At 64.5% G+C, this 23,985-nt stretch carries 22 protein-coding genes; 4 read left to right on the top strand and 18 right to left on the bottom strand.

The genetic code is table 11. The features are described 5' to 3' along the window. Positions 1-7: 7 nt before the first annotated feature. The 9 genes from AC1DJW_RS05340 to AC1DJW_RS05300 form a co-directional block, all read right to left on the bottom strand. Positions 8-1,078, bottom strand: coding sequence for a nucleoside hydrolase (locus tag AC1DJW_RS05340; RefSeq protein WP_476900880.1), 1,071 nt, complete (start codon positions 1,076-1,078; stop codon positions 8-10). A 10-nt stretch (positions 1,079-1,088) separates the two neighbouring features. Further along, positions 1,089-2,066 (bottom strand): aldo/keto reductase, encoded by a 978-nt coding sequence (locus AC1DJW_RS05335; protein ID WP_390282422.1) that lies wholly within the window; start codon positions 2,064-2,066, stop codon positions 1,089-1,091. 39 nt (positions 2,067-2,105) lie between these two features. Next, positions 2,106-2,321, bottom strand: coding sequence for a helix-hairpin-helix domain-containing protein (locus tag AC1DJW_RS05330; protein ID WP_028266791.1), 216 nt, complete (start codon positions 2,319-2,321; stop codon positions 2,106-2,108). 30 nt (positions 2,322-2,351) lie between these two features. Beyond that, entirely contained in the window at positions 2,352-2,912 is a 561-nt protein-coding gene (locus AC1DJW_RS05325; protein ID WP_476900879.1) for a hypothetical protein, read from the bottom strand. Beyond that, positions 2,909-3,484 (bottom strand): DUF402 domain-containing protein, encoded by a 576-nt coding sequence (locus tag AC1DJW_RS05320; protein ID WP_476900878.1) that lies wholly within the window; start codon positions 3,482-3,484, stop codon positions 2,909-2,911. Before AC1DJW_RS05320 ends, AC1DJW_RS05325 begins: the two co-directional genes overlap by 4 nt. Beyond that, on the bottom strand, positions 3,481-5,454 hold the full coding sequence (gene dxs / locus AC1DJW_RS05315; RefSeq protein WP_284752031.1) for a 1-deoxy-D-xylulose-5-phosphate synthase: 1,974 nt from the start codon (positions 5,452-5,454) through the stop codon (positions 3,481-3,483). The genes AC1DJW_RS05320 and dxs overlap by 4 nt, the downstream gene beginning before the upstream one ends. A 152-nt stretch (positions 5,455-5,606) precedes the next feature. Next, positions 5,607-8,438 carry an aconitate hydratase gene (locus AC1DJW_RS05310; RefSeq protein ID WP_476900877.1) on the bottom strand — a complete coding sequence of 944 codons (2,832 nt, stop codon included), beginning with the start codon at positions 8,436-8,438 and terminating at the stop codon, positions 5,607-5,609. Between the two features lie 140 nt (positions 8,439-8,578). Beyond that, entirely contained in the window at positions 8,579-9,976 is a 1,398-nt protein-coding gene (locus tag AC1DJW_RS05305) for a class I SAM-dependent RNA methyltransferase (protein WP_476900876.1), read from the bottom strand. After that, positions 9,976-11,949 (bottom strand): APC family permease, encoded by a 1,974-nt coding sequence (locus tag AC1DJW_RS05300; protein WP_459341056.1) that lies wholly within the window; start codon positions 11,947-11,949, stop codon positions 9,976-9,978. The genes AC1DJW_RS05305 and AC1DJW_RS05300 overlap by 1 nt, the downstream gene beginning before the upstream one ends. 110 nt (positions 11,950-12,059) lie before the next feature. Here AC1DJW_RS05300 and AC1DJW_RS05295 point away from each other — a divergent pair, with 110 nt between their 5' ends. Then, the gene (locus tag AC1DJW_RS05295; RefSeq protein ID WP_284752024.1) at positions 12,060-12,734 is read left to right on the top strand and encodes a potassium channel family protein; all 675 of its coding nucleotides are present in this window, start codon (positions 12,060-12,062) and stop codon (positions 12,732-12,734) included. Next, positions 12,731-13,462, top strand: coding sequence for a potassium channel family protein (locus AC1DJW_RS05290; protein ID WP_284752023.1), 732 nt, complete (start codon positions 12,731-12,733; stop codon positions 13,460-13,462). Before AC1DJW_RS05295 ends, AC1DJW_RS05290 begins: the two co-directional genes overlap by 4 nt. Here AC1DJW_RS05290 and AC1DJW_RS05285 read toward each other — a convergent pair. From AC1DJW_RS05285 to dut, 4 genes are all read right to left on the bottom strand, one after another. Next, complete coding sequence (locus AC1DJW_RS05285) at positions 13,432-14,223, bottom strand: DUF3159 domain-containing protein (RefSeq protein WP_476900875.1); 792 nt, start codon at positions 14,221-14,223, stop codon at positions 13,432-13,434. The two genes, AC1DJW_RS05290 and AC1DJW_RS05285, sit on opposite strands and share 31 nt — an antisense overlap. Next, entirely contained in the window at positions 14,220-14,573 is a 354-nt protein-coding gene (locus tag AC1DJW_RS05280; RefSeq protein WP_390282413.1) for a single stranded DNA-binding domain-containing protein, read from the bottom strand. The genes AC1DJW_RS05285 and AC1DJW_RS05280 overlap by 4 nt, the downstream gene beginning before the upstream one ends. After that, positions 14,566-15,315 (bottom strand): DUF3710 domain-containing protein, encoded by a 750-nt coding sequence (locus tag AC1DJW_RS05275; protein ID WP_284752020.1) that lies wholly within the window; start codon positions 15,313-15,315, stop codon positions 14,566-14,568. Before AC1DJW_RS05275 ends, AC1DJW_RS05280 begins: the two co-directional genes overlap by 8 nt. 111 nt (positions 15,316-15,426) lie before the next feature. Continuing rightward, the gene (dut, locus tag AC1DJW_RS05270; protein ID WP_284752019.1) at positions 15,427-15,939 is read right to left on the bottom strand and encodes a dUTP diphosphatase; all 513 of its coding nucleotides are present in this window, start codon (positions 15,937-15,939) and stop codon (positions 15,427-15,429) included. Positions 15,940-16,038: 99 nt separating this feature from the next. On the opposite strand from dut, the gene AC1DJW_RS05265 reads away from it, so the two are divergent. Continuing rightward, a complete protein-coding gene (locus AC1DJW_RS05265; protein WP_476900874.1) occupies positions 16,039-16,539 on the top strand; it encodes a DUF3093 domain-containing protein in 501 nt (166 codons plus the stop codon). On the opposite strand, the gene AC1DJW_RS05260 is transcribed toward AC1DJW_RS05265, so the two are convergent. Then, positions 16,536-16,835, bottom strand: a complete 300-nt coding sequence (locus AC1DJW_RS05260) for a DUF4193 domain-containing protein (RefSeq protein ID WP_078105507.1) — start codon at positions 16,833-16,835, stop codon at positions 16,536-16,538. The genes AC1DJW_RS05265 and AC1DJW_RS05260 overlap by 4 nt on opposite strands. Before the next feature lie 286 nt (positions 16,836-17,121). Here AC1DJW_RS05260 and sepH point away from each other — a divergent pair, with 286 nt between their 5' ends. After that, positions 17,122-18,510 carry a septation protein SepH gene (gene sepH / locus AC1DJW_RS05255; RefSeq protein ID WP_476900873.1) on the top strand — a complete coding sequence of 463 codons (1,389 nt, stop codon included), beginning with the start codon at positions 17,122-17,124 and terminating at the stop codon, positions 18,508-18,510. Positions 18,511-18,533: 23 nt separating this feature from the next. Here sepH and AC1DJW_RS05250 read toward each other — a convergent pair whose 3' ends face one another. From AC1DJW_RS05250 to AC1DJW_RS05235, 4 genes are all read right to left on the bottom strand, one after another. After that, positions 18,534-19,250, bottom strand: coding sequence for a thymidine kinase (locus AC1DJW_RS05250; protein WP_476900872.1), 717 nt, complete (start codon positions 19,248-19,250; stop codon positions 18,534-18,536). Beyond that, a complete protein-coding gene (locus AC1DJW_RS05245) occupies positions 19,243-20,472 on the bottom strand; it encodes an alkaline phosphatase family protein (RefSeq protein WP_476900871.1) in 1,230 nt (409 codons plus the stop codon). Before AC1DJW_RS05245 ends, AC1DJW_RS05250 begins: the two co-directional genes overlap by 8 nt. Further along, complete coding sequence (locus tag AC1DJW_RS05240; protein WP_284752015.1) at positions 20,472-21,200, bottom strand: DUF5998 family protein; 729 nt, start codon at positions 21,198-21,200, stop codon at positions 20,472-20,474. The genes AC1DJW_RS05245 and AC1DJW_RS05240 overlap by 1 nt, the downstream gene beginning before the upstream one ends. A gap of 67 nt (positions 21,201-21,267) precedes the next feature. After that, positions 21,268-23,961 carry a bifunctional acetate--CoA ligase family protein/GNAT family N-acetyltransferase gene (locus AC1DJW_RS05235; protein ID WP_390282406.1) on the bottom strand — a complete coding sequence of 898 codons (2,694 nt, stop codon included), beginning with the start codon at positions 23,959-23,961 and terminating at the stop codon, positions 21,268-21,270. Positions 23,962-23,985: the final 24 nt, after the last annotated feature.

The raw sequence follows: 23,985 nt of genomic DNA, 5'->3' as shown, positions 1-23,985 counted from the left end.
TCCGCCGTCAGGTGTCCGACAGGCTCCGGGCAAGGCCGCCCAATGAGCGCACCAGTTCGGCGAAGGCTTCGCTTGGGTGGTTTTCCGAGACGATGCGGGCGTTGGGCGGCTCGCCCCACAGTCCGCGGAAGTCCGCCACGGTGGTTCCGATAAGCCTGGGGGCCGTTGTCTCAACGTGCACTGTCGCCGTACGGGTGCTGTACCTGGCGGTTCCCGCGGCAACGGACGCCGCGAAGTAGTCGTGGATGTGCGCCACATAGCCCTGGTCGTAGTGGCGATGGAACTCGAAATAGAAGCGCAGCATGTCGCTGAGGTGCCGAACGAGTTCATTGGAGGCAGTGCTGCGCCGCCCCTCCGGCTGCTCCGGAAGGACAAGTTCCGGCTCCGCGCAGCCCGCCGCGGAAGCCAGTGCGGCTACGTGTTCGGGTGTCAGTTCGATCCGTTCCGTGGTCTCCAGCGCGCACACCACGGGAAGGCGTTCCTCGGGAAGGCCGGAGAACGCCGCAAACACCTCGGCGGCTGCGTGCGGATCAACGTGCGTGTTCCACTCGGCGGTGGGCGTCGTGTTGCCCTGGTAGTAGTAGCTGCCACCCATGATCACGACGCCGCGCAGCAGCTCCGGCAGCCGAGGCTCGGCCCGCAGGGCAAGGGCGAAGTTGGTGAGGGGCGCCGTCAGCAGGGCGGTCAGCTCCCCCGGCCGTGACCGGACCGCTTCGACCCAGAGTTCGACGGCGTCGGCGTTGTTCACCTGTCCGTGCGGTTCCGGCAGCTCGGCGTAGCCGACACCTTGGGGCCCGTGGGTTTCCGGGGTCGTGGTCAGCGGAATCCGCAGCGGCGCCAGCGCACCGATCGCAACGGGGACATCGGGGCGGCCACACAACTCGAGCAGGGATAGGTTGTTGCGTGCAACCTGCTCCGCCCCGACGTTGCCCGGAGTACTGCTCACGGCTACGAGCTCCACATGCGCCTGGCTGCACAGATAAGCAAGGGCGAGGGCGTCGTCGATTCCCGTGTCGCAGTCCACCAGCAAGCTCACGGACTCGCGCCGGCCTGAAGCCTCTGCCTGCTCCGCGTTCATGGAACGCTCCTTAGAAGAGGGCGACCTTGGGCGTACGCGGGAAGATGTCATCCAATTCGTCCCGTTCTTCAGCCGTGGGCACCCAACGCACCGCCTTCGCGTTTTCTGCGATTTGCTCAGGGCGGGTGGCTCCCGCAATAACGCTGCTGACTGCGGGCTGGGCGGCCAGCCAGGAGAAGGCCAGCTGCAGTTCGTTCAGGTCCCGCTCCTTGGCGAATTGGCTGAACCTGCCCAACTGGACCCAGTCGGCGTCGTTGACCATGTTGGTCCGCGTATGGCTGAGGCGCGATCCTTGCGGGGCGCTGCCTGGAGCGTATTTTCCCGTCAGGAGGCCGTTCGCCAAGGGGAAATACGGCAGGACACCGAGACCGAACGCCCGGGCGGCCGGCAGCACTTCAAGTTCCGCGCGACGGTCCAGCAGGTTGTAGTGGTTTTGCGTCGAAATGAACCGCGCACCGCCCTGCATCCGGGCGACGTATTCGGCTTCGGCGATCTGCCAGCCCGCTCGGTTGGAATGGCCGATGTACCGGACCTTGCCGCTTGTCACGAGGTCATCGAGGGCTGCGAGGGTCTCGTCAACGGGGGTGAGAGGGTCCGGGGTGTGGTACTGGTACAGGTCAATCCAGTCGGTGCCGAGGCGGCGCAGCGATGCCTCGGCGGCCTGGATGATGTAGCGGCGCGATCCCCGGGAACCGAAATCGTTGCCGTTGGCGCCGTGCATGTCCATGCCGAATTTCGTGGCCACGATCGCGTCGTCCCTGCGACCTTTCAGGGCGACGCCCAGCATGGTCTCGCTCAGGCCGGGCTCCCGGCCATAGACGTCTGCAACGTCGAATAGGGTCACGCCGGCATCCAAAGCAGCATGCACTACTGCGTTGGTACCTTCTTGCGATTCCGTGGCCGTATTGGCCCGGCCGAGATTGTTGCACCCCAAACCGACTACTGAGACGGTCAATCCGGAATTTCCAAGACGGCGATATTCAGTCATGGTTTCACCCTACAACGCCCGCGGTGGCCAATCCGCCGCTCAGGATCCGAAGGCGATTCCTGCCTCTTCCATCGCGTCGTGCAACTGGGCCATGACCTTGGGGCCCATGCCGTGCAAGGCCGCCACCCGCCCCTCGCCGAACTCGGCGAGCTGTTCCAAGGTCTCCAGCCCCTCGTGGGCGAGTGCCCTGCGTGCCGGAGCGGACAAACCCTTGGGCAGCGGAGTGTGTCCGGGCCAGTTGCTCTTGGGCGCCATGCGTGTCCCTTCGAAGCGGTGATGTAGTCCTTAGAGGGTAAAGCCCGCACCGGTTTTCGGCGAGTGTTTCACTTTGAATGCGGTTGGTTCGGCATGGGGCGCCGCCGCGATGCTCAGCTTGGTGAAGTCCAGGTCTTCTCCCCTGATGCACACCTTGATGGCGTTGACGGCCTTGTTGACGTCCGGGCACAGGCAAAAGATGTTGAGCTTCGAATCGCTGATATCGGAACGATCCACGGTGCCCAGGCCCCGCCAGGCCAGTTCGCTCGTCAGCGCGGCCTTGGCCTTGCGTTCAAGGTAGCGGTCGCGGTCGGTGCCGTCCTTCGTCTTGAGCGCGATCTGCGCGACAACCCAAAACTGCTCAGTCTCGGGAATCTCCGCATAGCCGTCCTCTTCGCATTGCGCGGCAAAGGCCGTCATGAGGCCTTCGACGGCGGACTCGTCCTCGACGTCGGTTTCGTCAGTGCTGCTCTGGTGTCCTACGACCCCGTGGTTGATGACGAACTGCTTGAATTCCTCGTCATACCAAGCCTCGCGGAAATGCAGGACCGCTTCGTCGTCGCGCTTGTAGGTGCGGATAATGCCGCTCATGCCCGTCCTTTTCTGAACCACTCCGCGCAGGTGCTGTTTGGACCTGTGCCGTCGAAGGGTGCCTGTTTTTTGGATACTGCCCGGAACAACTCGTCACATTCGTGCCGTATGGATTCGACCACGCCGTCGGGATAAGCCATGGAGGCGCGGTGCTCGTCGAATTCGTCCTCGTCGTCAATGAAGACGTCCCTGTGCACGGAGCGGATGACATCGAGATCCATGTCAATCACGTGGAATTCGGACACACCAGGCTCGATGATCTTCCACTCGTGTGCCGTGGCGAGGTCGACGTAGATCCGAAAATCCCCCGGGTAGCTGTCGTCGTAGAAGGTGGCAACATATTCGCCTGAACGCGGCACGATGAGCACCGCGTCGGACGCGGTGTAGAAGGCCGCCCCCGGCCGGGAACAGAACTCACCCTGCCCTTGGAAGATCCACCAGCCGTGGATGTCTTCGCCGAGATAGCTCCCCGGGACAACCCAGTGGGCGGTGCCATCCCATTTCCGGTTTCGGGCAACCACCAGGTCGCCTGGTTGGAGTCCTCCCGGCAACCGCGATGAGTCCCCGCTCACAGTGTGGGAAGACTGCCTGTGCTGGGATGTTCCTGTCCTGGCAGGGGCCGCGCGAATGGCACCTTTGTCCCCAGGACCTGCGCGACGACGTCGTGCGTTATCTGTTGGGCGGTGAGCCCTACCCGCTCGAGAACCTGGCTCCTGGTTCCATGGTCGAGGAATTCGACCGGAAGCCCCACCTCGTTGAGGGCCGTGTCCACGCCGGCCGCGCGCATCTCCTGGCGGATCCGGGAGCCGACGCCGCCCGCGCGGACGCCGTCTTCGATGCAGATCACTAAACGGTGCCGGGCGGCGAGGGCAATGATGGACTTGCGTACAGGCAGGACCCACCGCGGATCCACCACTGTTGAACTGATGCCTTGGGATCCGAGCCGGGACGCGACGTCGAGGGCGAGCTCGGACATCGCGCCGACGCTGACAATCAGGACATCGTTCTCCGTGGAGCCTTCGGGGCGGCGCGCCAGCACGTCGACGCCGTCGGAAAGCCGTTCGATCGCTTCGATCTCGCTTCCCACGCTGCCTTTGGAGAAGCGCACCACGCTTGGTGCGTCGGCGATGGCAACCGCCTCGCGGAGTTCTTCCCGCAGGCGGCTAGCATCGCGCGGAGCTGCGAGATGCAGCCCCGGCACAATCTGGACCATAGCCATGTCCCACATGCCGTGGTGGCTGGCTCCGTCAGGGCCCGTCACGCCGGCGCGGTCCAACACAACCGTCACCCCGGCTTTGTGCAGAGCGACGTCCATGAGCAGCTGGTCGAAGGCACGGTTCAGGAACGTGGCGTAAACGGCCACGACCGGGTGCAGTCCGCCAAAGGCCATGCCTGCGGCCGAAGTGAGTGCGTGCTGTTCGGCGATGCCGACGTCGATCACTCTTTGTGGATGCCGTTCCGCGAACTTGTGCAGTCCGACGGGGATCAGCATGGCGCCGGTGACACCTACGATGTCTTCGCGCTCATCGGCGATGTCCGCGATTTCCTCGGCGAACACCGATGTCCACGAGCGGGCTCCGCCGGCTTCGGTGGGTTCGCCAGTCTCCGGATCGATGATCCCGACGGCGTGGAACTGGTCCGCCTCGTTGGCGAGGGCAGGTGCGTAACCGTGGCCCTTTTCTGTCATCGCGTGGACGATCACGGGGCCGCCGTAATTGCGGGCAGTAGTCAGCGCGTGCTCGAGGGCCCGCATGTTGTGGCCGTCGACAGGGCCGATGTACTTCATGCCCAGGTCTTCGAACATGCCCTGCGGAGCCCACCAGTCCTTGATGCCCTTCTTCATGGCATGAAGGCTCCTGTAGGTGAACTGGCCGATAGGTCCGCCGCTCTGCAGTTTCTTCTTCCACCAGTCCAACACCACCTCGTAGGTGGGCGCTGCCCGGAAGGAATCGATCGTGGGGCGGAGGGAAGCGAGATAGTCGGCAAGGCCCCCGACGGTGGGGGCATAGGAGCGCCCGTTGTCGTTGACGACGATCACCACGCGGCGTCGTTTGTCCGCGGCGATGTTGTTGATCGCCTCCCAAGCCATGCCGCCCGTCAGGGCGCCGTCACCGACGACGGCGACAACGCAGCGGTCGCCCTCACCGGTCAGCTGGCGGGCGCGGGAGATACCATCGGCCCAGGACAGGGAAGAGGACGCGTGGGAACTCTCCACGATGTCGTGCTCGGACTCCGCACGATCGGGGTAGCCGGACATGCCCCCTTGCTGCCGGAGGGTGCTGAAATCCTGCCTGCCGGTCAACAATTTGTGGACGTAGGACTGATGGCCGGTATCGAAAACGATGCTGTCACGGGGCGAATCGAAGACCTTATGGATGGCCATGGTGAGTTCCACCACGCCAAGGTTCGGTCCAAGGTGACCACCCGTTTGAGCGACGTTGGTGATGAGGAAAGTCCTGATCTCGCCTGCAAGCTGCTCCAGCTGCTGACTGGTGAGCTTGGCCAGGTCCTGCGGGTTCCGGATTGTCTCCAAAAGTCCCAACGGCCCCTCCTTAGGGTGATTGACGTGCTATACAACTCTAACGCCTTGGCCGGAACCAAGCCGCAGGAAAGGCTACAGCCCCGGCCGGTCGATGACCAGCCGGGGCTGTAGCTGTTGCCTTCCAGCTCAGGCGGAACCTGAGCAAATTTCGGCTAGTGTGCCGAAATTTGGCGCAAAACGTACTGCAGGATGCCGCCGTTGCGGTAGTAGTCCGCTTCGCCCGGGGTATCGATGCGCAGCACGGCGTCAAAGGACTTGGTGCTGCCGTCCTCTGCCGTTGCGCTGACCTTGAGCGTCCTCGGCGTCGTGCCGTTGTTCAGCTCGGTGACGCCCTCGACGGAGAACGTTTCCGTGCCGAGCAGGCCCAGCGACGCAGCGGATTCGCCGGCCGGGTACTGCAGCGGGAGGACGCCCATGCCGATGAGGTTGGAGCGGTGGATGCGCTCGTAGCTTTCGGCGATGACAGCCTTGACGCCCAGCAGCGCGGTTCCCTTGGCAGCCCAGTCACGGGATGAGCCGGAGCCGTACTCCTTGCCGGCCAGGACCACCAGGGGGGTGCCGGCTGCCTGGTAGTTCTGGGCAGCGTCGTAGACGTAGGCCTGGGGGCCGTCCGCCTGGGTGAAGTCGCGGGTGAAGCCACCCTCGACGCCCGCACCGTCGTTGAAGTCAGCGAGCAGCTGGTTTTTGATGCGGATGTTCGCGAAGGTTCCGCGGATCATGACCTCGTGGTTGCCACGGCGTGAACCGTAGGAGTTGAAGTCCTTGCGCTCCACACCATTGGCCAGAAGGTACTGGCCTGCCGGGGTGTCCGATTTGAAGGAGCCGGCCGGGGAGATGTGGTCCGTGGTGACGGAGTCGCCCAGCTTCAGCAGCACGCGGGCTCCGGCGATGTCGGTTACCGGTTCCGGCTGCGCCTTCATGCCTTCGAAGTACGGGGGCTTCCGCACGTACGTGGACTTGGCGTCCCAAGCGAAGGTGTCGCCTGCCGGGGTGTCGAGTGCCTTCCAGCGGTCGTCGCCGTCGAAGACGCCTTCGTAGCCGCGGGCGAACATTTCCTTGTCGATCGAGGAATCGATGACCTTCTGGACCTCGACGGGGTTCGGCCAGATGTCCTTCAAGAAGACGTCGTTGCCGTCCTGGTCCTGGCCCAGGGGATCGGCGTCGAAGTCGAAGTCCATGGTTCCGGCCAGGGCGTAGGCGATGACCAGCGGCGGGGAGGCCAGGTAGTTCATCTTGACGTCCGGGTTGATGCGGCCTTCGAAGTTGCGGTTGCCGGAGAGGACAGCCGTGACGGAAAGGTCGTTGGCCTGGATGGCCTCGGAGATTTCGGCGTCGAGCGGTCCGGAGTTGCCGATGCAGGTTGCGCAGCCATAGCCCACGATGTAGAAGCCGAGCTTCTCCAGGTAGGGAGTCAGGCCGGACTTCTCGTAGTAGTCGGTGACAACCTTGGAACCGGGAGCGACCGAAGTCTTGACCCACGGCTTGGAGGCGAGGCCCTTGTCCACGGCGTTGCGGGCGAGCAGCGCGGCAGCCAGCATCACGGAGGGGTTGGAGGTGTTGGTGCAGGACGTGATCGAAGCGATCGAGACGGCACCGTGGTCCAGTTCGAATTCGCGGCCGTCAGCTGTTGTGACGCCCACCTTGTTCGACGGGCGACCGTTGGACTTCGGTCCGTGTGCGTGCGGAGCTACGTCCGCCAAGTGCGACGCGGAGGCGGTGAACGACGGCGAATCGGAGGCCGGGAAGCTCTCGTCAATCGCTTCGTCCAGGCTTCCGTCGGCCAGGTCTTCCTTCACGTAGTTGCGCAGGTCCTCGCGGAACTGGGCCTTGGACTCCGTGAGGATGATGCGGTCCTGGGGACGCTTCGGGCCCGAGATGGAGGGAACAACCGTGGACAGGTCGAGCTCGAGGTACTCGGAGAACTTGATCTCGTGCGAGGGGTCGTGCCACAGGCCCTGTTCCTTCGCGTACGCCTCGACGAGGGCGACGTTCTGATCGGAGCGGCCGGTGAGGCGCAAGTAGTCGAGCGTGACGTCGTCGATCGGGAACATCGCTGCCGTGGAACCGAACTCGGGGCTCATGTTGCCGATGGTGGCGCGGTTGGCCAGCGGCACGGCCGCAACGCCTTCGCCGTAGAACTCCACGAACTTGCCGACCACACCGTGGTTGCGCAGCTGCTCGGTGATGGTCAGGACGACGTCGGTTGCGGTAGCGCCGGCCGGGATGGAGCCCGTGAGCTTGAAACCGACAACGCGCGGGATCAGCATGGAGACCGGCTGGCCCAGCATGGCAGCCTCGGCTTCGATGCCGCCAACGCCCCAGCCCAGCACGCCCAAGCCGTTGACCATGGTGGTGTGGGAGTCCGTGCCGACGCAAGTGTCGGGGTAGGCGCGGAGGACGCCGTCAACTTCACGGGTCATGACGGTGCGTGCCAGGTATTCGATGTTGACCTGGTGGACGATGCCGGTTCCCGGGGGAACAACCTTGAAGTCGTCGAAAGCAGTCTGGCCCCAGCGCAGGAACTGGTAACGCTCGCCGTTGCGCTGGTATTCGATCTCCATGTTGCGCTCGAGGGCGCCGGAGTTGCCGAAGGCGTCGATCTGCACGGAGTGGTCGATGACCATCTCAGCAGGAGCCAGCGGGTTGACGCGCTTGGGGTCGCCTCCGAGGTCCTTGATGGCTTCGCGCATGGTGGCAAGGTCAACCACACAGGGAACCCCGGTGAAGTCCTGCATGATGACTCGGGCCGGGGTGAACTGGATCTCGGTGTCTGGCTGGGCATTCGGATCCCAGCCGGCCAGGGCGCGGACGTGGTCGGCCGTGATATTGGCGCCATCTTCCGTCCGCAGGAGGTTTTCAAGCAATACCTTAAGGCTGAACGGAAGGCTGTCTGCGCCCTCAACGGAGTTCAACCGGAAAATTTCATAATCGGTGCCGGCTACATTCAGTACGCCTTTGGAACCGAAGCTGTCCACAGTGCTCATGGCAGGACTCCTCTCGCAACAGCTTTCATCTTTGTCGCGTGGTTGACCGCTAGCTAGTTAGGCAAGCCTAATCTGAGCGCCGTGCCGGTCGGTGGAGAAGTGAAGCGCGACGTAGGACTTCTCCACCATCGTAGTGTCGGCTATGCCGCGGGCACCAGCAACGCAACGGTCTCCAGATGATGCGTGTGCGGATACAGGTCAAAGGCCCGGACGGATTCAAGCCGCCATCCGCCGTTCCGGAAGTACCCCAGATCACGCGCGAAAGAGGCCGGATCACACGACACATAGGCGATTGCCCGCGGCCCGGACTCAATGAGCTGGCTGACCACGGCTTTGCCGGCACCCGCCCGCGGCGGGTCGATCACCAACGCGTCGAAGCTCCGGGGGCGCTGCCGGAGGACACGTTCCACCCTGCCCTGGACGATTTCCACCTGGGTCTCTCCGTGCAGATTCTTGCGGGCATCCCTGCTGGTCCCGGGCGATCCTTCGACGGACAGTACCGAACCGGTGACCCCCACCGCATCCGCCAAGGGCGCCGTAAACAATCCGGCTCCGGCGTAAAGATCGGCCACGGCCGATCCCGGAAGGAGGTATCCGCCGTCGTGCAGGAATCCCGTCACCGCCCCCACCAGGGTCCCGGGCGCATCCTTGTGGATCTGCCAGAACCCTTCTCCCGTCACACGGTATTCGTGACCGGCGGCCGATTCCTGGACCCACGTCCTGCCGCGCAGCTGCAGGACTTCTCCGCGGACGGGGTCGAAGGATGCCACTGACACCTCATGCGGGAGCTGGCCCAGGATCCGGTTGAGGCGCCGGGCATCGGTGCCTTCTTCCGGTGCAAGAAGGACGAGCGGACGCGATCCATTGGCAGGCGCAGCCACTTCCACCCGCGATATCCCCCGCAGGTCGATGTCCCAAAGCCGCAACTCGTTGATGCCCGGCAGTGCCAAGGGCATCTCGTGGACCGGAATGACGACGTCGGAGCGGTGGGCATGCATCCCCAGCCGGCCCTCGGGGGTGACGGCAAAGCTGGCACGGGTCCGCCATCCGAGCCCCTTATCGCCGCCGGTGCCTGTATCGCCGCCGGGGCCCGGGTCACCGGCGTCCGCCGGCTCCACCTCGACATTGAGTTCGACGCCGGCGAGCCGCTTCAGTTGCTCGGCGAGGACTTCGGATTTAAGCAGGCGCTGCCGTTCCAGTGTTACGTGCCCGAGTTCGGCGCCGCCCACGGGCGGACCGCCCTTGCTCCAAGCCGCAAGCGAGTCGGCGAGCGGCCAGAAATGGCGGGTCCGGTCGTCGGACGCTTCCAGGACGTCGACGACGTCGGCGCGCCAGAAACGGGAAGACTCTCCCGCGTCGGTCAACCGGACCCGGACCTTCTCCCCCGGGATGCCGTGCCGGACAAAAATGACCCGGCCTTCGTGCCGTGCGACAAAGTGGCCGCCATGGGCGATGGGGCCGACGTCCACCACCAGCTCCGTGGCAGCTCCGTCCTGGGCCGTCGGCGAGCTGGATTGGGTGTTGCTGGGGTGGGTCATTAGGTATCCTGCAATGCCTTTGCTTCTTCGGAGGACTTCAATTGCCATGGAACGCTGGCCACCATGACGCCGGGTTCAAAGTGGAGCCGGGCCTTGATGCGCAATGCGGTCTGGTTGTGGACGAGCTGTTCCCACCACTTGCCGACAACGTACTCCGGAATGTATACGACGATCAGGTCGCGCGGGGAATCGCGGCGCATGTTCTTGACGTAGTCCAGGATGGGCGTGACGGTTTCGCGGTACGGGCTCGCCAAAACGGTCAACGGGACCGGAATGTCCAGTTTGTCCCAGGCCTCGACGGTGTGCGCCGTTTCCTCGTGGTCGATGTCGACGATGATGGCGTCCAGCCGCGACGGCCTCGACGCCCGGGCGTAGGCGAGGGCCCGCAGCACCGGTTTGCGGACATGGGACACCAGGAGCACGGCGTGGACCCGGGTAGGCAACGCACGCGGGGACGAATCCTCGTCAACGGCCAGTTCCTTCGCCACATTGTCGTAATGGGCGCGGATGCTCCACATGATGAGGAACAGGACGAACATCGCCAGGAGGGCGATCCAGGCGCCTTGTTCGAACTTGGTGATCAGCACAATGGTCAGCACCAGCGCTGTCATGGCGAAGCCGAGCATGTTGATGGTGCGGGACTTCACGATCCTGCGGCGGACGGCCTTGTCCTGCGCGAGTTTGAGTTCCCTGCCCCAGTGCCGCACCATGCCCAGCTGGCTCATCGTGAAGGAAATGAAGACGCCAACGATGTACAGCTGGATGAGCTTGGTGACATCGGCGTTGAACGAAATGATGAGGACCAGGGCCCCGGCCGCAAGGGCCAGGACGCCGTTGCTGAAGGCCAGGCGGTCTCCGCGGGTCCGGAGCTGGCGGGGAAGGTAGCCGTCCTGGGCGAGGATCGAGCCGAGGACGGGAAATCCGTTGAATGCCGTGTTGGATGCGAAGACCAAGATGACACCCGTGGCGGCGACCACGATATAGAACGGGATGGACCCTGCTCCAAAGATGGTCTGCGCAATCTGGCTGATGGCCGGATTCTGGATGTAGTCGTCCGGCAGCGGCTGGCCATGCAGGAGGAATTCTTTGGCAGGATCCAGCACGATGTGGACCTTGGTGGCGTTGGCAAGGTAGATGATGCCTGCGAGCATCGCCGAGGCGATGACTCCGAGCAGCAACAGAGTGGTGGCCGCGTTCTTGCTCTTGGGCTTCTTGAAGTTCGGCACACCGTTGCTGATGGCCTCCACGCCGGTCAGTGCGGCCGCGCCGGAGGAGAAGGCCCGCAGGAGCAGGAACGCCCCGGCCAGGCCCACGAGTCCCTGGTCGAATCCCTCTTGCGGGACGATCGTGAAGGCCGCCGAGGGAGCCTGGCCGAGTTGGCCTGTGGCCGCCTGGAAGATACCGACGGCCGTCATGCCCAGGATGGAGAACATGAAGATGTACGTGGGAACTGCGAAGACACTGCCCGCTTCCTTGATTCCGCGCAGGTTCACGAGGGCCAGGATGACGACGCCGACAGTGGCGATGAGCGCCTGCTGCCCATGCATCGACGGGATCGCGGTGGTCAGGTACGCCGCTGCGGAGGACATCGACACGGCGACGGTGAGGACGTAGTCCACCAACAAGGCAGCGGCGACGGTCAGGCCCGCGAACTTCCCCAGGTTGACGTTGGCGATTTCGTAGTCTCCGCCACCGGAAGGGTAAGCGTGGACATTCTGCCGGTACGAGGCAACTACCGTGAGCAAGACCACCATGACCGCGAGGCCTACGAGCGGCGAAATGGCCACGGCACTCACACCCGCGAGGGCCAGCGTCAGCAGGATTTCGTCAGGGGCGTACGCCACGGAGGACAGGGCGTCCGAGGCGAAAATCGGCAGCGCAATGCGCTTGGGAAGCAGGGTGTGGGCCAGACGGTCGTTCCGGAACGGCCGCCCCACCAAAACCCGCTTCGCGGCGTTGAGAATTGTCAGCACTCCGCAAAGCTACTCTGAATCGAACGCGATGTCATGACGGCGGACTGGCTTCCGCGACTTGCCCCGGTAGAGTCTTACCGAGCGGCATGCATAAGAGTGAAGGAGAAACCGTGGCTCACTTTGTGATCATGGGTTGCGGACGAGTTGGCGCAACGTTGGCGCACACCTTGGAAGACGCCGGCCATTCAGTGGCAATCATCGACCAGGACGACCGTGCCTTCCGCCGCTTGCGCAGCGGATTCACCGGCAGGAAAGTCACCGGCGTCGGCTTTGACCGGGACACCCTCAAGCAGGCAGGTTGCGAGGAAGCGTACGCCTTCGCCGCCGTCTCCAGCGGTGACAACTCCAATATCCTCGCCACCCGGGTAGCCCGTGAGACTTTCCATGTTTCGCATGTTGTAGCCCGCATCTACGATCCCGGCCGCGCCGAAATCTACCAGCGCCTGGGCATCCCCACGGTGGCCGCCGTGCGTTGGAGCGCGGACCAGGTCCTGCGCCGGATCCTGCCCGAACAACACCTGGCAGGCGATTACCGCGAACCCTCCGGCCGGCTTGTTTTGTCCGAAGTCGACCTTGACCAAGGCTGGATCGGGCACCCGTTGACTGCCATCGAAGCAGCGTCCGGAATCCGCATCGCTTTCCTCACCCGCTTTGGTGAGGGCGTCCTGCCCCAGGCCGGAACGGCGTACCAGGAGGGCGACACCGTGCACGCCATGTTGAATCTGGACCGCAGCGCCGAGGTGGCGCGCATCCTTTCCAGCGCACCTGCCAAGGAGTCTGAGTGAAAGTCGTTATTGTCGGCGCAGGCAGCGTCGGTTCATCGATCGCGCGGGAACTGCTCGCCCACAAACACGAGATCATGCTGATCGACCTCAAACCGGAGGTCATTGGGCGCAGCGGGCTCCGTGGGGCCCGCTGGCTCGTGGGCGATGCATGCGAATTGAGCACGCTGCAGGAGGCGAAGTTGGAAGGGGCCGACGTCGTCGTGTCGGCGACCGGCGACGACAAAGTCAACCTTGTGGTGTCCTTGCTGGCCAAGACCGAGTTCGGCGTGGGCCGCACGGTGGGCCGCGTGAACAATCCCAAGAACGACTGGATGTTCAACGATTCGTGGGGCGTCGACGTCGCTGTCAACACTCCGCAGCTCATGACGGCGCTCGTGGAAGAAGCCGTGGAAATCGGTGACCTCGTCCGCTTGCTGACCTTGCAGACGGGCGTGTCCTCGCTCGTGGAATTCACGGTTCCCCACGACTCGCACATCATCGGCAGCACCGTTGGCGGCACCGAATGGCCCGAAGACGCCACCCTGGTGGCGATCCTGCGGGACCATGCCCCCATCACCCCGAGCCGCGACGACGTGATCGACGGCGGCGACGAACTGTTCTTCGTCACGACCATTGCCGCCGAAGACGGGCTCAGGGCCTTGTTGTCCCCGTCCGCGGCCGACCACGGCTCAGTTGAGGTCGAGGAAGAGTTTGCGGATCAGTCCGACGACGACGGCTTCGACGGCTGAGGATCCTTGTTCGGCTTCTGGCCTGGCGTCGGCCGGGTCAGGAGCCAGGCAATCCAGAGACCCAGGATGTATAGCGGAGCGCCCATGATCAGCCTCATGGTAGCGAGCGCGGCGAGGCCCGGGTCGCCCATGAAATACAAGGGCACCTGGACCACAAGCCGTAGTGCCAGTACCCCAATGACCACCCACGTGCCGATGGCATAGGCCCGCAAGCGCTCCGGGTTCTTCCGCCATTCGAAGCCTTCGTTGCGGACGAATCCGAACAGCAGACCGGCGATCGGCCACTTGAGCAGGATCGACAGCACCATTCCCACGATGTACGCGATATTCGTATAGAAGCCCAGGACATAGAAATCCTCGGCCTTGCCGGTGGTGTTCGCCAGCCAAGCGGAGATGGCGACGCCGGCGATCCCGGCAAGCGCCTGGGTCAACGGGCGCCGTTGGACCAGGCGGACCACGGTGAAGACGGCTGCCGCCGCGAGGGAGGCAATCAGGGAGGCCGGAAGGTTGCGGGTGACCATGAAAGCGATCAGGAAGACGAGGCCGGGCACGATGCTCTCGGCGATCCCCTGGATACCCCCGGCCGATTTGAGGATGTCGACGTGTCCGTGGCTGTTGCGTTGGAGCCCGGCTTTTTCGGCATAGCCTGCGGCGAGGTCCGCAATGCTCGGCCCCTGGGTTCCCTGCCCGGAATCCCCTGCCGGGCCGGGCTTTTCCTGGATTGGCTTTTCCTGGGGGTCGGATCCGTTGGCGACGGTCATTGGTGCTCCTGCCGGGAGAGGATTTCGTAGCGCGGATTGAACATGGTGGGCATCCCGTCCCGCTGGGTAACCATGCCTTCGAGCCGCAGGACAGTCCCGGGTTCGATGCCTGGCACTTTGCGGCGCCCGAGCCAGATGACGCGCAAGCGGGTCAACGGACCAGTGTCGCCCCTGTGCGCAATCCGGTCGACGACGATCGCCGAGAAGTGTGCTTGCTCGTTGGCCGGCTGGTAGGTCACCGACTCGATGAAACCCGTGCAGTCGACCCGTCCCCGGATGGGGAGCTCAGTAAGGGGCAGGGGCGCCGGGCCGCCCTGGGCGGCAGCGGCTTGGGCCGCTTTGTCAGCCAATCTGGGTGATCTCCGGGCCGCGTTCGGGCCGCTGAAGCTCCGGCGTTTCTTGGGGAGCTCCGTGCTGCCCGGGGGCTACGGCGTCCTTGGGGAGCTTCAGCTGAAGCAACTCGCGGGGCGGCATGGGGTTGTCTCCGCGAATGACCACAACCTTGCGGAAGAGGTTCTCAAGTCCTTCGGCCGCGTCCCTGTCCAAAGCCGCCTGGCCGCCGATGACGCCGCGGAGGAACCAACGGGGTCCATCCACGCCCATGAACCGGGCAGCCCGGAAGCCACGTCCGCCGTCGGCGGATTCGGTAGGAAGTTTGGCGATGAGTTCCGTGCCGAAGGTGCCGACGATTTCCTCGACTTCGCCTCCCTGGCTGGCTACGGACTGGCCGATTTGTTCGCGGATCTCGTCCCACAGCCCTTCGGAACGTGGAGCGGCAAACGCCTGGAGCTGGAGGCTCGAGCCATCGAGGTCCATGGTGACCGCTACTACCCGCTGGGTTGCCTCTTCTACCTCAAGGCGCAGTTGAAGGCCCTCGGAAGGTTCGATCAGCAGGGCGCCAAGGTCCACGTAGCCATCTTGGCTATCGATTTCGCTGGCATCCAACGGCCCCTTGGATAGACGGAAGTCGCCCTTGGCGGCTCCGGTGGTTACCGTGCCCGCGTCCTGCCGCGTCGTCGCGGCATCGGCCTGCTCAGTACCGTTGTCTTTCGGCTGCTCGGCCTTGGACTTCTTTCCGCGCCCAAAAAGCATCGGGTTGTCTCCTTAGTAGTGGTCTACCCCCCAGTAAACCGCAGACTGCCCGTCAACTCGCGGGCAGCATGGCAATCAGCTCTGTACGGTGCAGATTGTCGGGGGTTGTTGCTAGCTCACGGCCGGCGCGAAGCCTCCGGTGGATCCAAAGCCGCCGGTGCCGCGCGAGGTGTCGGACAACTCCTCCACGGAAACGAACTGCGCGTACTCGACGCGCTGGATCACCATTTGAGCAATTCTATCGCCGCGCTTGAGTTCGATTGCCTGGTTTTTGTCCGTATTCAAAAGCGTCACGGAAATTTCACCTCGGTAGCCGGCATCAACCGTCCCGGGAGCGTTCACCACAGTGAGTCCGTGCTTGGTGGCCAGCCCTGACCGCGGGTGTATCAAGGCGACAAAGCCGTTTGGCAACGCGATTGAGACGCCCGTAGGAACGAGCTTCCGCTCTCCCGGGGCGAGTGATACGTCCGCGCGGGCCCGCAAGTCCGCACCGGCATCACCGGGGTGGGCGTACGACGGCGCTTCCAAACCGGCGTCGAGCATTTTCAGTTGGACCTGAAGGGTCGGCGCACCGTATTCGGCGAAGGTGTCTGCGGGGTTGGCTACTGCTGTTTCGTGGCTCACAGTCACATATTCTATCGTCCGCGGGGTACTGCCACCGTTGCAGTCGCAGGGCATCAGGCGGGTTAATTCCAGGGGCCACAGTCCCGATAAGCTGGTGGTATGCCTGAATCGACTGCTTCCGTACCCGTGCCGCACCATTCCTCGAGTGGAACGGGCGTCCTGTTTACGGAAAAGCTCTGGCCCTCCCTTTGGATCTGGATTGTCGTGGTCGGCTTGTCCGCCGCGGGCATCCTGATGTTCGCGCCGATCAGCATTACCGCGGGCATTATCGCCGCGCTGGTCCTCTTCGCGGTCATGACCACCATGCTGGTGTTGTCCACTCCTGCGATTGTGGTGGACCAGGACACTGTCCAAGTAGGACGTGCCACTATCCAGCGCGAATTTGTCGGCGCAGTCACCGCCTATCGCAAGGACGAAGCCACCGCGGAGCGCGGTACCCGGCTCCACGGGCTGGCGTTCCTGTGCCTCCGCGGCTGGATTGATCCCGTGGTTCGCATTGAAATCACCGACCCGGCGGACCGCACTCCGTACTGGCTGACGTCAACGCGCCGCCCCGACGAACTGCTGGCAGCGCTGTCCGAGCAGGCCTCCCGAGGCTAGCTTTCGCATTCCTTGCAGTACAAATGCCCGTCTTTCTCCCGCGCAATCTGGGAGCGGTGTTTGACCAGGAAGCAATTGAAGCAAGTAAATTCGTCCGCCTGCGGAGGCAGGACGCGGACCAGCAGCTCTTCGCCAGACAAGTCCGCCCCGGGGAGCTCGTAGGCATCGGCCAAATCAGTCTCATCGATGTCAACAGCCGATGATGACTGTTTCTCGGTGCGATGCGACTTGAGTTCCTCGATCGAGTCCTCGGTGTCTTCTTCCGTCTTCCGAGGGGCATCGTAGTCCGTTGCCATGGTCCCTTCTTCGTTCTCCCTTGTGCTCCACGCAGGGCTTGCGGTCCTGTCGACCAGAACCTGCTCCGGTCTAAGGATGTAACGCAGCAGGCCGCATTTTTGTGCCCGATATCGGGCAGATTGTCCTCCCGGCAGACTCGAATGTCCATACCCCCGGCAACGATCGCCCACGCAAGCGAATGCCGGAAAATCGCGGAATATCGCGGCGCGCCCTTTGTCCTAGTAGGAAAAGGCCCTACCGGGTGGCAGAGTTTCGAATGTCAGATAGGCCATGGTGGAGGATTTTATGCGGGATCTACGGCTGGTTGGCGTCCACGACGACGGCGGACATCTCCTGTTGAGCGGTACCGGCGGCGAGATGTTCCAGCTTCCGATTGATGAGGCGTTGCGCGTTGCAGCGAGCCGGACACCTGCCCAGGTGGCCGCACGTGCCTCGATCACGCCCGTCGCCATGTCCCCCCGTGACATTCAGTCACGTATCCGCAGCGGCGCTACGGCCGCGGAGGTGGCGGAGCTCTCAGGGCTGCCGCTCGCCAACGTGCAGCGGTATGAGGGGCCTGTGCTTGCCGAGCGCGAGTACATCGCCCAGCAAGCCCGCAAAGTCGAAGTCGCCGCCCCGGCCCCCGGCCAGGACGCCTACCGCGCGGCGTTCGGCGACGAACCTGCAAGCCTGGGAGAGATGGTCGCACACCGGCTCACGGCCCACGGGATCGATTCCTCTGCGGTGGAATGGGACTCCTGGCGTCGGACGGATGGCTCGTGGACCGTCGTCGCACGCTTCGAAACCAAGCCGGGCAGCCTGGAGACCATCGGCGAAGAGCCACCCGCGATGTGGACGTTCCATCCCGCCCGCAAATCAATCCAGAACGCCAACCGCTGGGCCCAGCAGCTGAGCGAACTGGAACCCCTCGACGGCCCAGTACCGGCACGGCGACTCGCGGCCGTCTCCGACCGGCCCTTTGACTTCGAGGCCGACGCCGGGACCGCCGCCCGTGTGGCCGCTGCCGCTGCCACCAGGGAAGCCGACGGGCTCCTCGACATGCTGCGCTCACGTCGCGGACAGAGGCTGGGACTTGACGAGGACAGCGACGACGCTTTGGCGCTGCTGCTCAGCAGCGGCGTTCCGGCTGCGCATCCGCGGCACGGCGACATCGAAGACGGACCCGGGGACACGGAAACAGCTGACAAAGAGTCAGCCGACACGGACACCGACGAGCAGGTGGAATCCGAACCCGCCGCCAGCCGCCGTGATGCGCGTGCGTCCATGCTCTCGCGGCTAAGCCTGGCCCCGAAGCACGACGACGAGGAAAACGACTCCCTCCATCTTCACGATGGCGTGAGCACGGATACGCGGGAGATCACGGTGATCCCAGGTCCGCTGCGCCCCGTGACCGTGCTGCGCGGCAGGAACGACAACGACGCCCGGACCGACAATGATGCCCAGACCGGCCACGACGAATCCACGGCCCGGGAAGCAACAGCACCGCGGGCAGGCCTGGACGAACTGCTTGGCGGAGCTCCCCGGCGGGAACGCGAAGAGCCGAGGCCAACCCCTTCCGGCCAGAAGGATGAAGAACCTTCAGATGCGGCGGCGGCCGAGCGCCAGCCGTCAAGGCCAAAGCGCTCCAGCATCCCGAGCTGGGATGACATCCTGTTCGGAACCCGCGGGGACTAGGAAGCTTCCAGTTCCCGGCAGCTTCAGCTGGCGCCGTGCCAAAGGCAAGCGTCGACGTCGAACGGCAGCAACTGGTCCCGGCTCGCCATGAGGTTGGCCCCGTGTGCCGTGACCCGGCGCATGTAGTGCCTGCGGCATAGGGTCTCGTACCCGACGACCGGTTGCGACGCTTGGATGTGCTCCGGGGTAGCCTCCACCCGGCCGGCCTCCATGGCAACGTCTCCCACCACGACCTGCTCGCCTTCGACCACCATGATGCCGTCCACGGTCCGCGCATTGTGTGTTGCCCGGCGGCCGCACCAGCAAAGCGCTTCGACCTGCAGGACCTGCACCCTGTCCGCGAGCTCCACCAGACGCTGGGATCCGGGGAACAGCCGGGTACGGAAGTCGGAGGTGATTCCGAAAGCGAATACGTCTACGCCCATCTCATCGACCACCCGCGCCAGCTGTTCCACTTGTTCGGGTGAGTAGAACTGGGCTTCATCACAAATCAGGTAGTCCACCTTGAGGCCGGTCGTCCTGCGTCGGACAACCTCGTCCCAGAAATCGGTAGTGTCAATGACCTCCACCGCATCCGTCTGGAGCCCGAGCCGGCTGGAAATGACGGAACCGCCGGCCCGGTCGTTGCAACTGAAGCGCACCCCGCCCCGCCCGCGCGCACGGTGGTTGTAGTCCATCTGCAAAGCGAGGGTGGACTTGCCGCAGTCCATGGTTCCGGAGAAGAAAATGAGTTCAGCCACGGCGGCCCTTGGGACCTCCGGCTTGGAAGCAAAGCAGCGGAACTTCGCGCTCCGACTTGGTCAGCGAACCGTGCTGCCCCACCACTTCCAAGGCAGTCGGACGGACGCGGCGGACATCGTAGAGCGCCAAAGCGTCGCGGGCGGCGATCATGACATCCCCGATCCGGGGGGAAACCTCAGCTCGCAGGTCCCCGAAGAGACCTGCCTCAAGGGCCTGCTCGCGGGTGAAGGCCCAGATCCGCTCGCCGAAGCGGGTGCGCCAGGCATCCAACAGGGCTCCCCGGTGACGCTGTCCGGCGTCGGGTTCGAGGTACAGGTGGACCATGCGTGGCTCGCCCGCCGTATGCCGGACCCCGGCAATAAGGGCAGGATCGGCGGAGTAGTCGATGCGCTGTGACTCCGGGACGTCCAGCATTCCATGGTCGCCGGTGAGCAGGATGGTTGTCCCCGCCGGCAGTGACGCAGAGAGCCTCTTGACCGTCGAATCGATTTCTTCGAGCTGGTGCTCCCAGCGATCGGACTGGCAGCCGTAGCGGTGCCCGGCCTTGTCCAGTTCGTTGACGTAGAAGTACATGAGCGAGCGGGTCCCTGCGGCCATTTCCTCCCCCGCCGTTGCCGTTCGGGCATGGAGCGAGGTGCCGCCTACGAACCGGCTTCCGCGGAGCGCCGCGCGGGTCATCGGTGACGCGCCGAACTGGGGCAGGCTCACCGTGACGACGTCGGCGTCGGCAGCAACGCGTTCGAAAATTGTCGGGAACGGCTGCCAGCGCAGGGGGTCGACTCCGGCGTCCCAATTGCCGAGCAGGTTGACCACCTTGTCCTGGGCAGGATCCAGGACGTCATAGCCCACCATGCCGTGTTCACCGGGCGTACGGCCGGTTCCAAGGCTGGCCAAGGACGATGCCGTGGTGGAAGGAAAAGCCGAATCAAGCCACACGGGAACAGCTCCCTGGCCCGCATTCGCAATTGACCTCAGAAACGGGGTGTGGGCAGCCTTCTGCTTCAGGAGGTTGCGTCCCAGTCCATCAGCGAGAACGACGCACACGCGTTGCGATGCAGGCAATTGCAGTTTGTTTTCGAAACCGGGCAGGCCCATGCTCGCCGCAGCGCTCGTGAAGACCTCGGCGATCGACTTGCTTCCATAAAGCGGCGCGCCGGGAAGCTCAGGGACGGTGCTGGAAACGGGGACGGTGTCCTGGGCGACGGGTTCCGACGTCGCCATCAGCGCTGGTGCCCGCGGCTCAGCCGGTTGCCGAAAACGCCCGAGCGGAGTCGCGGAGCCGAGATGGAACCGGTGTGGACCGAAGGGCCGGGAGCGCCGGTGTTCACTGCCCGCAGCGCGCGGGCGAAGATCTTCGCGTCCTGGACAGCCCTGGGTCCGTCGGCCTCGGAGCTGATCCGCAGCACGATGTCCTCCTGGGAGATGGTGCCCGTGTACCCATGGTCGGCTTCGCACTGGGGATCGCCGCAGCTGGCGGGTCCGACATCCAAACGCTGGCCTCCGGACCAGGCAATGGACAGGGTCAGCTCCCTGACGGGGTCGCTTGGAGTGTAGTTCTGCGGCTGGGCATACATGTAGCTGAGGACCACCGAGCGGATCTGTGCCACGGGCACGGACTCCGTGGAAATCTGGGCGACGATCTGCTCGCCGGCTTCGTCAAGCTGCTGGTCATCGACGTGGGTGATCACCAGCATGTCCTCGGTGAGGACCAGGACCGTGATGTGCCGCCGGACCTCGGCCCGGTCGAAATGTGTTTCCAAATGCACCAGGTGCGCAAGGCAGTCACGCCCGTCCAAGGCATCGGCCACAACATCGGCAACAAGGACAGGATAGAAACCGGCCCGTTGAAGTGCCTGGTCCAGGCTCTGCCCCTGCGAGCTGTGGTTGTGTGCTGCGTGGTGCCCGGTGGTAGCCGGACCGGACGGAGGCGTCGGGGACTTCGAGCTCATTCCCCCATTTTCACAGATCGGCTGGGGACTTCATAACCGTCCGGCCCTCTGGCGGTCAACCGTCAGCTCAGCTGAGCATCGCACGGCGGGCACTGTCCGTGCGATGTGCGGCGTTCCCGATCCACACTTCGGCTGCAAGGATTTTCGCGCCCCGGGTCCCGGCCAGGACGGGATTGAACTCCACCAAGGCAATCTCAGGGTGTTCATCCTTGAGGCGGACCAGCCGTGCCCCCAGGTCCTCGAGGGCAGCCACGTCCACGGCAGGCAGCCCTTGGTAGCCGAACAATTTAAGGGAAGCGCGAGGGGCCCTGATGAAGTCGTGGAGATCGGCAGAGGACAACGGAGGTACCCGGTGCGCCCAATCGTCCAAGAGGTTCACGGCGTCTCCCGCCAATCCGAAGGACACCACCGGCCCCAGGAGCGGATCCTCGATGGCGCGGAACGTGCAGGCCTGACCCACGGGAGCCATCGCCTGGACCTCGATGGCGGGCGAACCGTAAGGCTCAAGGGCGTGACGCATCTGCGCGATGTTGCGACGCAGCGAGTCCGCATCCTCGATGTCCAACCGCACACCCCCGAGGTCCAGTCGGTGTCGGAGGGCGGGATCCGTGGTCTTGAGCACCACGGGCCAGCCGAGCAGTTCAGCCGCGGCCACGGCGTCGTCGTCGTTCTCGAACGCAACCGACGGCACCACTGGGATGCCGTAGCGTGACAGCAAGGCCGCACCTTCGCCGTCGTCGAGCCGCACCAATTGCTCCCCCGTGACGGAAGCCAGGAGCCGTTCGATGTGTTGGCGGGTACCCTCGCGGTCGCAACCCGGAGGCTCCACGAACATGCCCTGGTCCCGGTCCAGCCACTTCGCGTATCGGACCACTGCCGCCAGGGCCGCCACTGCGCTGCCCGCGCTCGAGTAGCAAGGAAGGGATGGCCCGGACTCGCCGTTTGGAGCAAGCACGCCATCCAGCTGCACGGAAGCGTCAAGGATCCCCGTGAAGGCCGCTACGACGGGCTTGCCGGCCTCCGCTGCGCATTCGGCAAGCACTCCGGCGATCGCTTCCATCGTGAGGCTGCGGGACGGCACCATGGCCGCCACCACCGCATGCACGGAATCGTCCGCGAGATTCTTCCGGAGGCTGCTCCGCAGCTGCTCCTGCGCTGCGGACATCCCCGCGTCGAGGTCCACGTCGGTGACGATCCTGTCGACGACGAGTCCTTGGGGCGCCGCGTTGTCCGCCACGACCTTCCCGAAGGCCGCGGAATTGCTGTAGACGGCGAGCGCCGGGCCCTTGGGCAAAGGCTGGCTGGAGACGATCTGCGCCACGTCCATGAGCTGTTCAATGGTTTCGACGGCGATGACCCCGGCTTGGCGCATCATCGCGTCCAACGCGGCGGCGGGCGCCAACGTGGTCCTCACCACATGCCCCGGCGGAAGGCGCAGCCCGGTGACATCCGATTTGGCAACGATGACCGGCTTGCTGCGCGACAAGCGGCGGGCCAGTCGGGAGAACTTGCGCGGGTTGCCGATCGACTCCAGGTAGAGCCCGACGGCGACAGTATCGGGGTCGTCCTCCCAGAACTGCATGACGTCGTTGCCTGAGACATCGGCGCGGTTGCCTGCGGAGAGGAACGAGGAAATGCCCAGGCCGCGGCGGCTCGCGGCGGCGTAGACGGAAACCCCAATGGCCGCTGACTGCGTGAACAGCCCCAGTCCCCCGCGCCGGGGCAGGCTCGGGGCCATGGAGGCATTGAGGGAAACGTCCGGGTTCGTATTCACAATCCCCAACGATTCGGGGCCGATCACGCGCATCCCATAGGATCTGGCCCGGCGCACCAGCTCCCGCTGCCTCCGCAGCCCCCGCTCGCCGTCGTCGGCATACCCGGCGGTGGCGACCACAAGGCCTTTGACCCCGGCCGCTCCGCACTCGGCCACGACTTTCGGCACTTCCTCGTAAGGCACGGCAATGATGGCGAGCTGTACCGGCCCGGGGACGTCGGCAATCCGGGCGAAGGACTTCATGCCAGCCAGCTCGAACGCTTCAGGGTTGACGGCATAGACCGCGCCAGTGAAGCCACCCTCCAGGATGTGCTCAAGCAACTGGTGCCCTACGGTCCCCCACCGGCGGCTGGCACCCACCACGGCGATCGACGACGGCGCCAGCAAGTCCCGCACGCTGCGGGCCTCGGCGCGGTGCTCCCGCGACTCCATGACGGCGAGGGATTTTTCGGTGGGGTCGATGTTGAATTCGACGCTGACGACGCCGTCGTCGAATTTGCGCGCAAGCTCGTAGCCGGCATCGGCGAACACCCGGAGCATTTTGCGGTTCTCCGGCAGGACCTCGGCGGTGAAGCGGCGGATGCCGTTCTCCCGGGCAGCCGCAGCCAAGTGTTCGAGCAGGATGGAGCCGATGCCGCGGCCCTGCTGGACATCGGAAATATTGAAGGCCACTTCGGCCTCGGCGGGATCATCGAGCCGGTCGTAGCGGCCGACGCCCACGATCTCTCCGCCGATGGTGATGACGAACGCCACCCGGTCCTTGTGGTCCACCTCGGTGAAGCGGCGCAGTTCCTTGCTGGAGAGCCTCGACTTGAACGAGAAGAACCGCATGTAGATGGACGTCTCGGACTGCGCGGTGTGGAATGCCTGCAGCGCATCGGCGTCTTCGGGTGAGATAGGTCTCAAGTGGGCCGTTCCGCCGTCGCGAAGCACGACATCGGCCTCCCAATATTCCGGATATACGCCGGCGCCGGCCTGATCCACCATAGGCTTAGCCTAGCTAAGTCTTCC

Source organism: Arthrobacter sp. 05L417, assembly GCF_056397865.1.
Note: the sequence above shows the minus strand (reverse complement) of the source record. Positions and strands in the feature narration are given on the sequence as shown.

Excerpts from the sequence above, each read along its gene's own strand:
- AC1DJW_RS05340 (WP_476900880.1), bottom strand. The coding sequence starts at position 1,078 with ATGAACGCGGAGCAGGCAGAGGCTTCAGGCCGGCGCGAGTCCGTGAGC.
- AC1DJW_RS05335 (WP_390282422.1), bottom strand. The coding sequence starts at position 2,066 with ATGACTGAATATCGCCGTCTTGGAAATTCCGGATTGACCGTCTCAGTA.
- AC1DJW_RS05330 (WP_028266791.1), bottom strand. The coding sequence starts at position 2,321 with ATGGCGCCCAAGAGCAACTGGCCCGGACACACTCCGCTGCCCAAGGGT.
- AC1DJW_RS05325 (WP_476900879.1), bottom strand. The coding sequence starts at position 2,912 with ATGAGCGGCATTATCCGCACCTACAAGCGCGACGACGAAGCGGTCCTG.
- AC1DJW_RS05310 (WP_476900877.1), bottom strand. The coding sequence starts at position 8,438 with ATGAGCACTGTGGACAGCTTCGGTTCCAAAGGCGTACTGAATGTAGCC.
- AC1DJW_RS05305 (WP_476900876.1), bottom strand. The coding sequence starts at position 9,976 with ATGACCCACCCCAGCAACACCCAATCCAGCTCGCCGACGGCCCAGGAC.
- AC1DJW_RS05285 (WP_476900875.1), bottom strand. The coding sequence starts at position 14,223 with ATGACCGTCGCCAACGGATCCGACCCCCAGGAAAAGCCAATCCAGGAA.
- AC1DJW_RS05275 (WP_284752020.1), bottom strand. The coding sequence starts at position 15,315 with ATGCTTTTTGGGCGCGGAAAGAAGTCCAAGGCCGAGCAGCCGAAAGAC.
- AC1DJW_RS05265 (WP_476900874.1), top strand. The coding sequence starts at position 16,039 with ATGCCTGAATCGACTGCTTCCGTACCCGTGCCGCACCATTCCTCGAGT.
- AC1DJW_RS05260 (WP_078105507.1), bottom strand. The coding sequence starts at position 16,835 with ATGGCAACGGACTACGATGCCCCTCGGAAGACGGAAGAAGACACCGAG.
- sepH (WP_476900873.1), top strand. The coding sequence starts at position 17,122 with ATGCGGGATCTACGGCTGGTTGGCGTCCACGACGACGGCGGACATCTC.
- AC1DJW_RS05245 (WP_476900871.1), bottom strand. The coding sequence starts at position 20,472 with ATGGCGACGTCGGAACCCGTCGCCCAGGACACCGTCCCCGTTTCCAGC.
- AC1DJW_RS05240 (WP_284752015.1), bottom strand. The coding sequence starts at position 21,200 with ATGAGCTCGAAGTCCCCGACGCCTCCGTCCGGTCCGGCTACCACCGGG.
- AC1DJW_RS05235 (WP_390282406.1), bottom strand. The coding sequence starts at position 23,961 with ATGGTGGATCAGGCCGGCGCCGGCGTATATCCGGAATATTGGGAGGCC.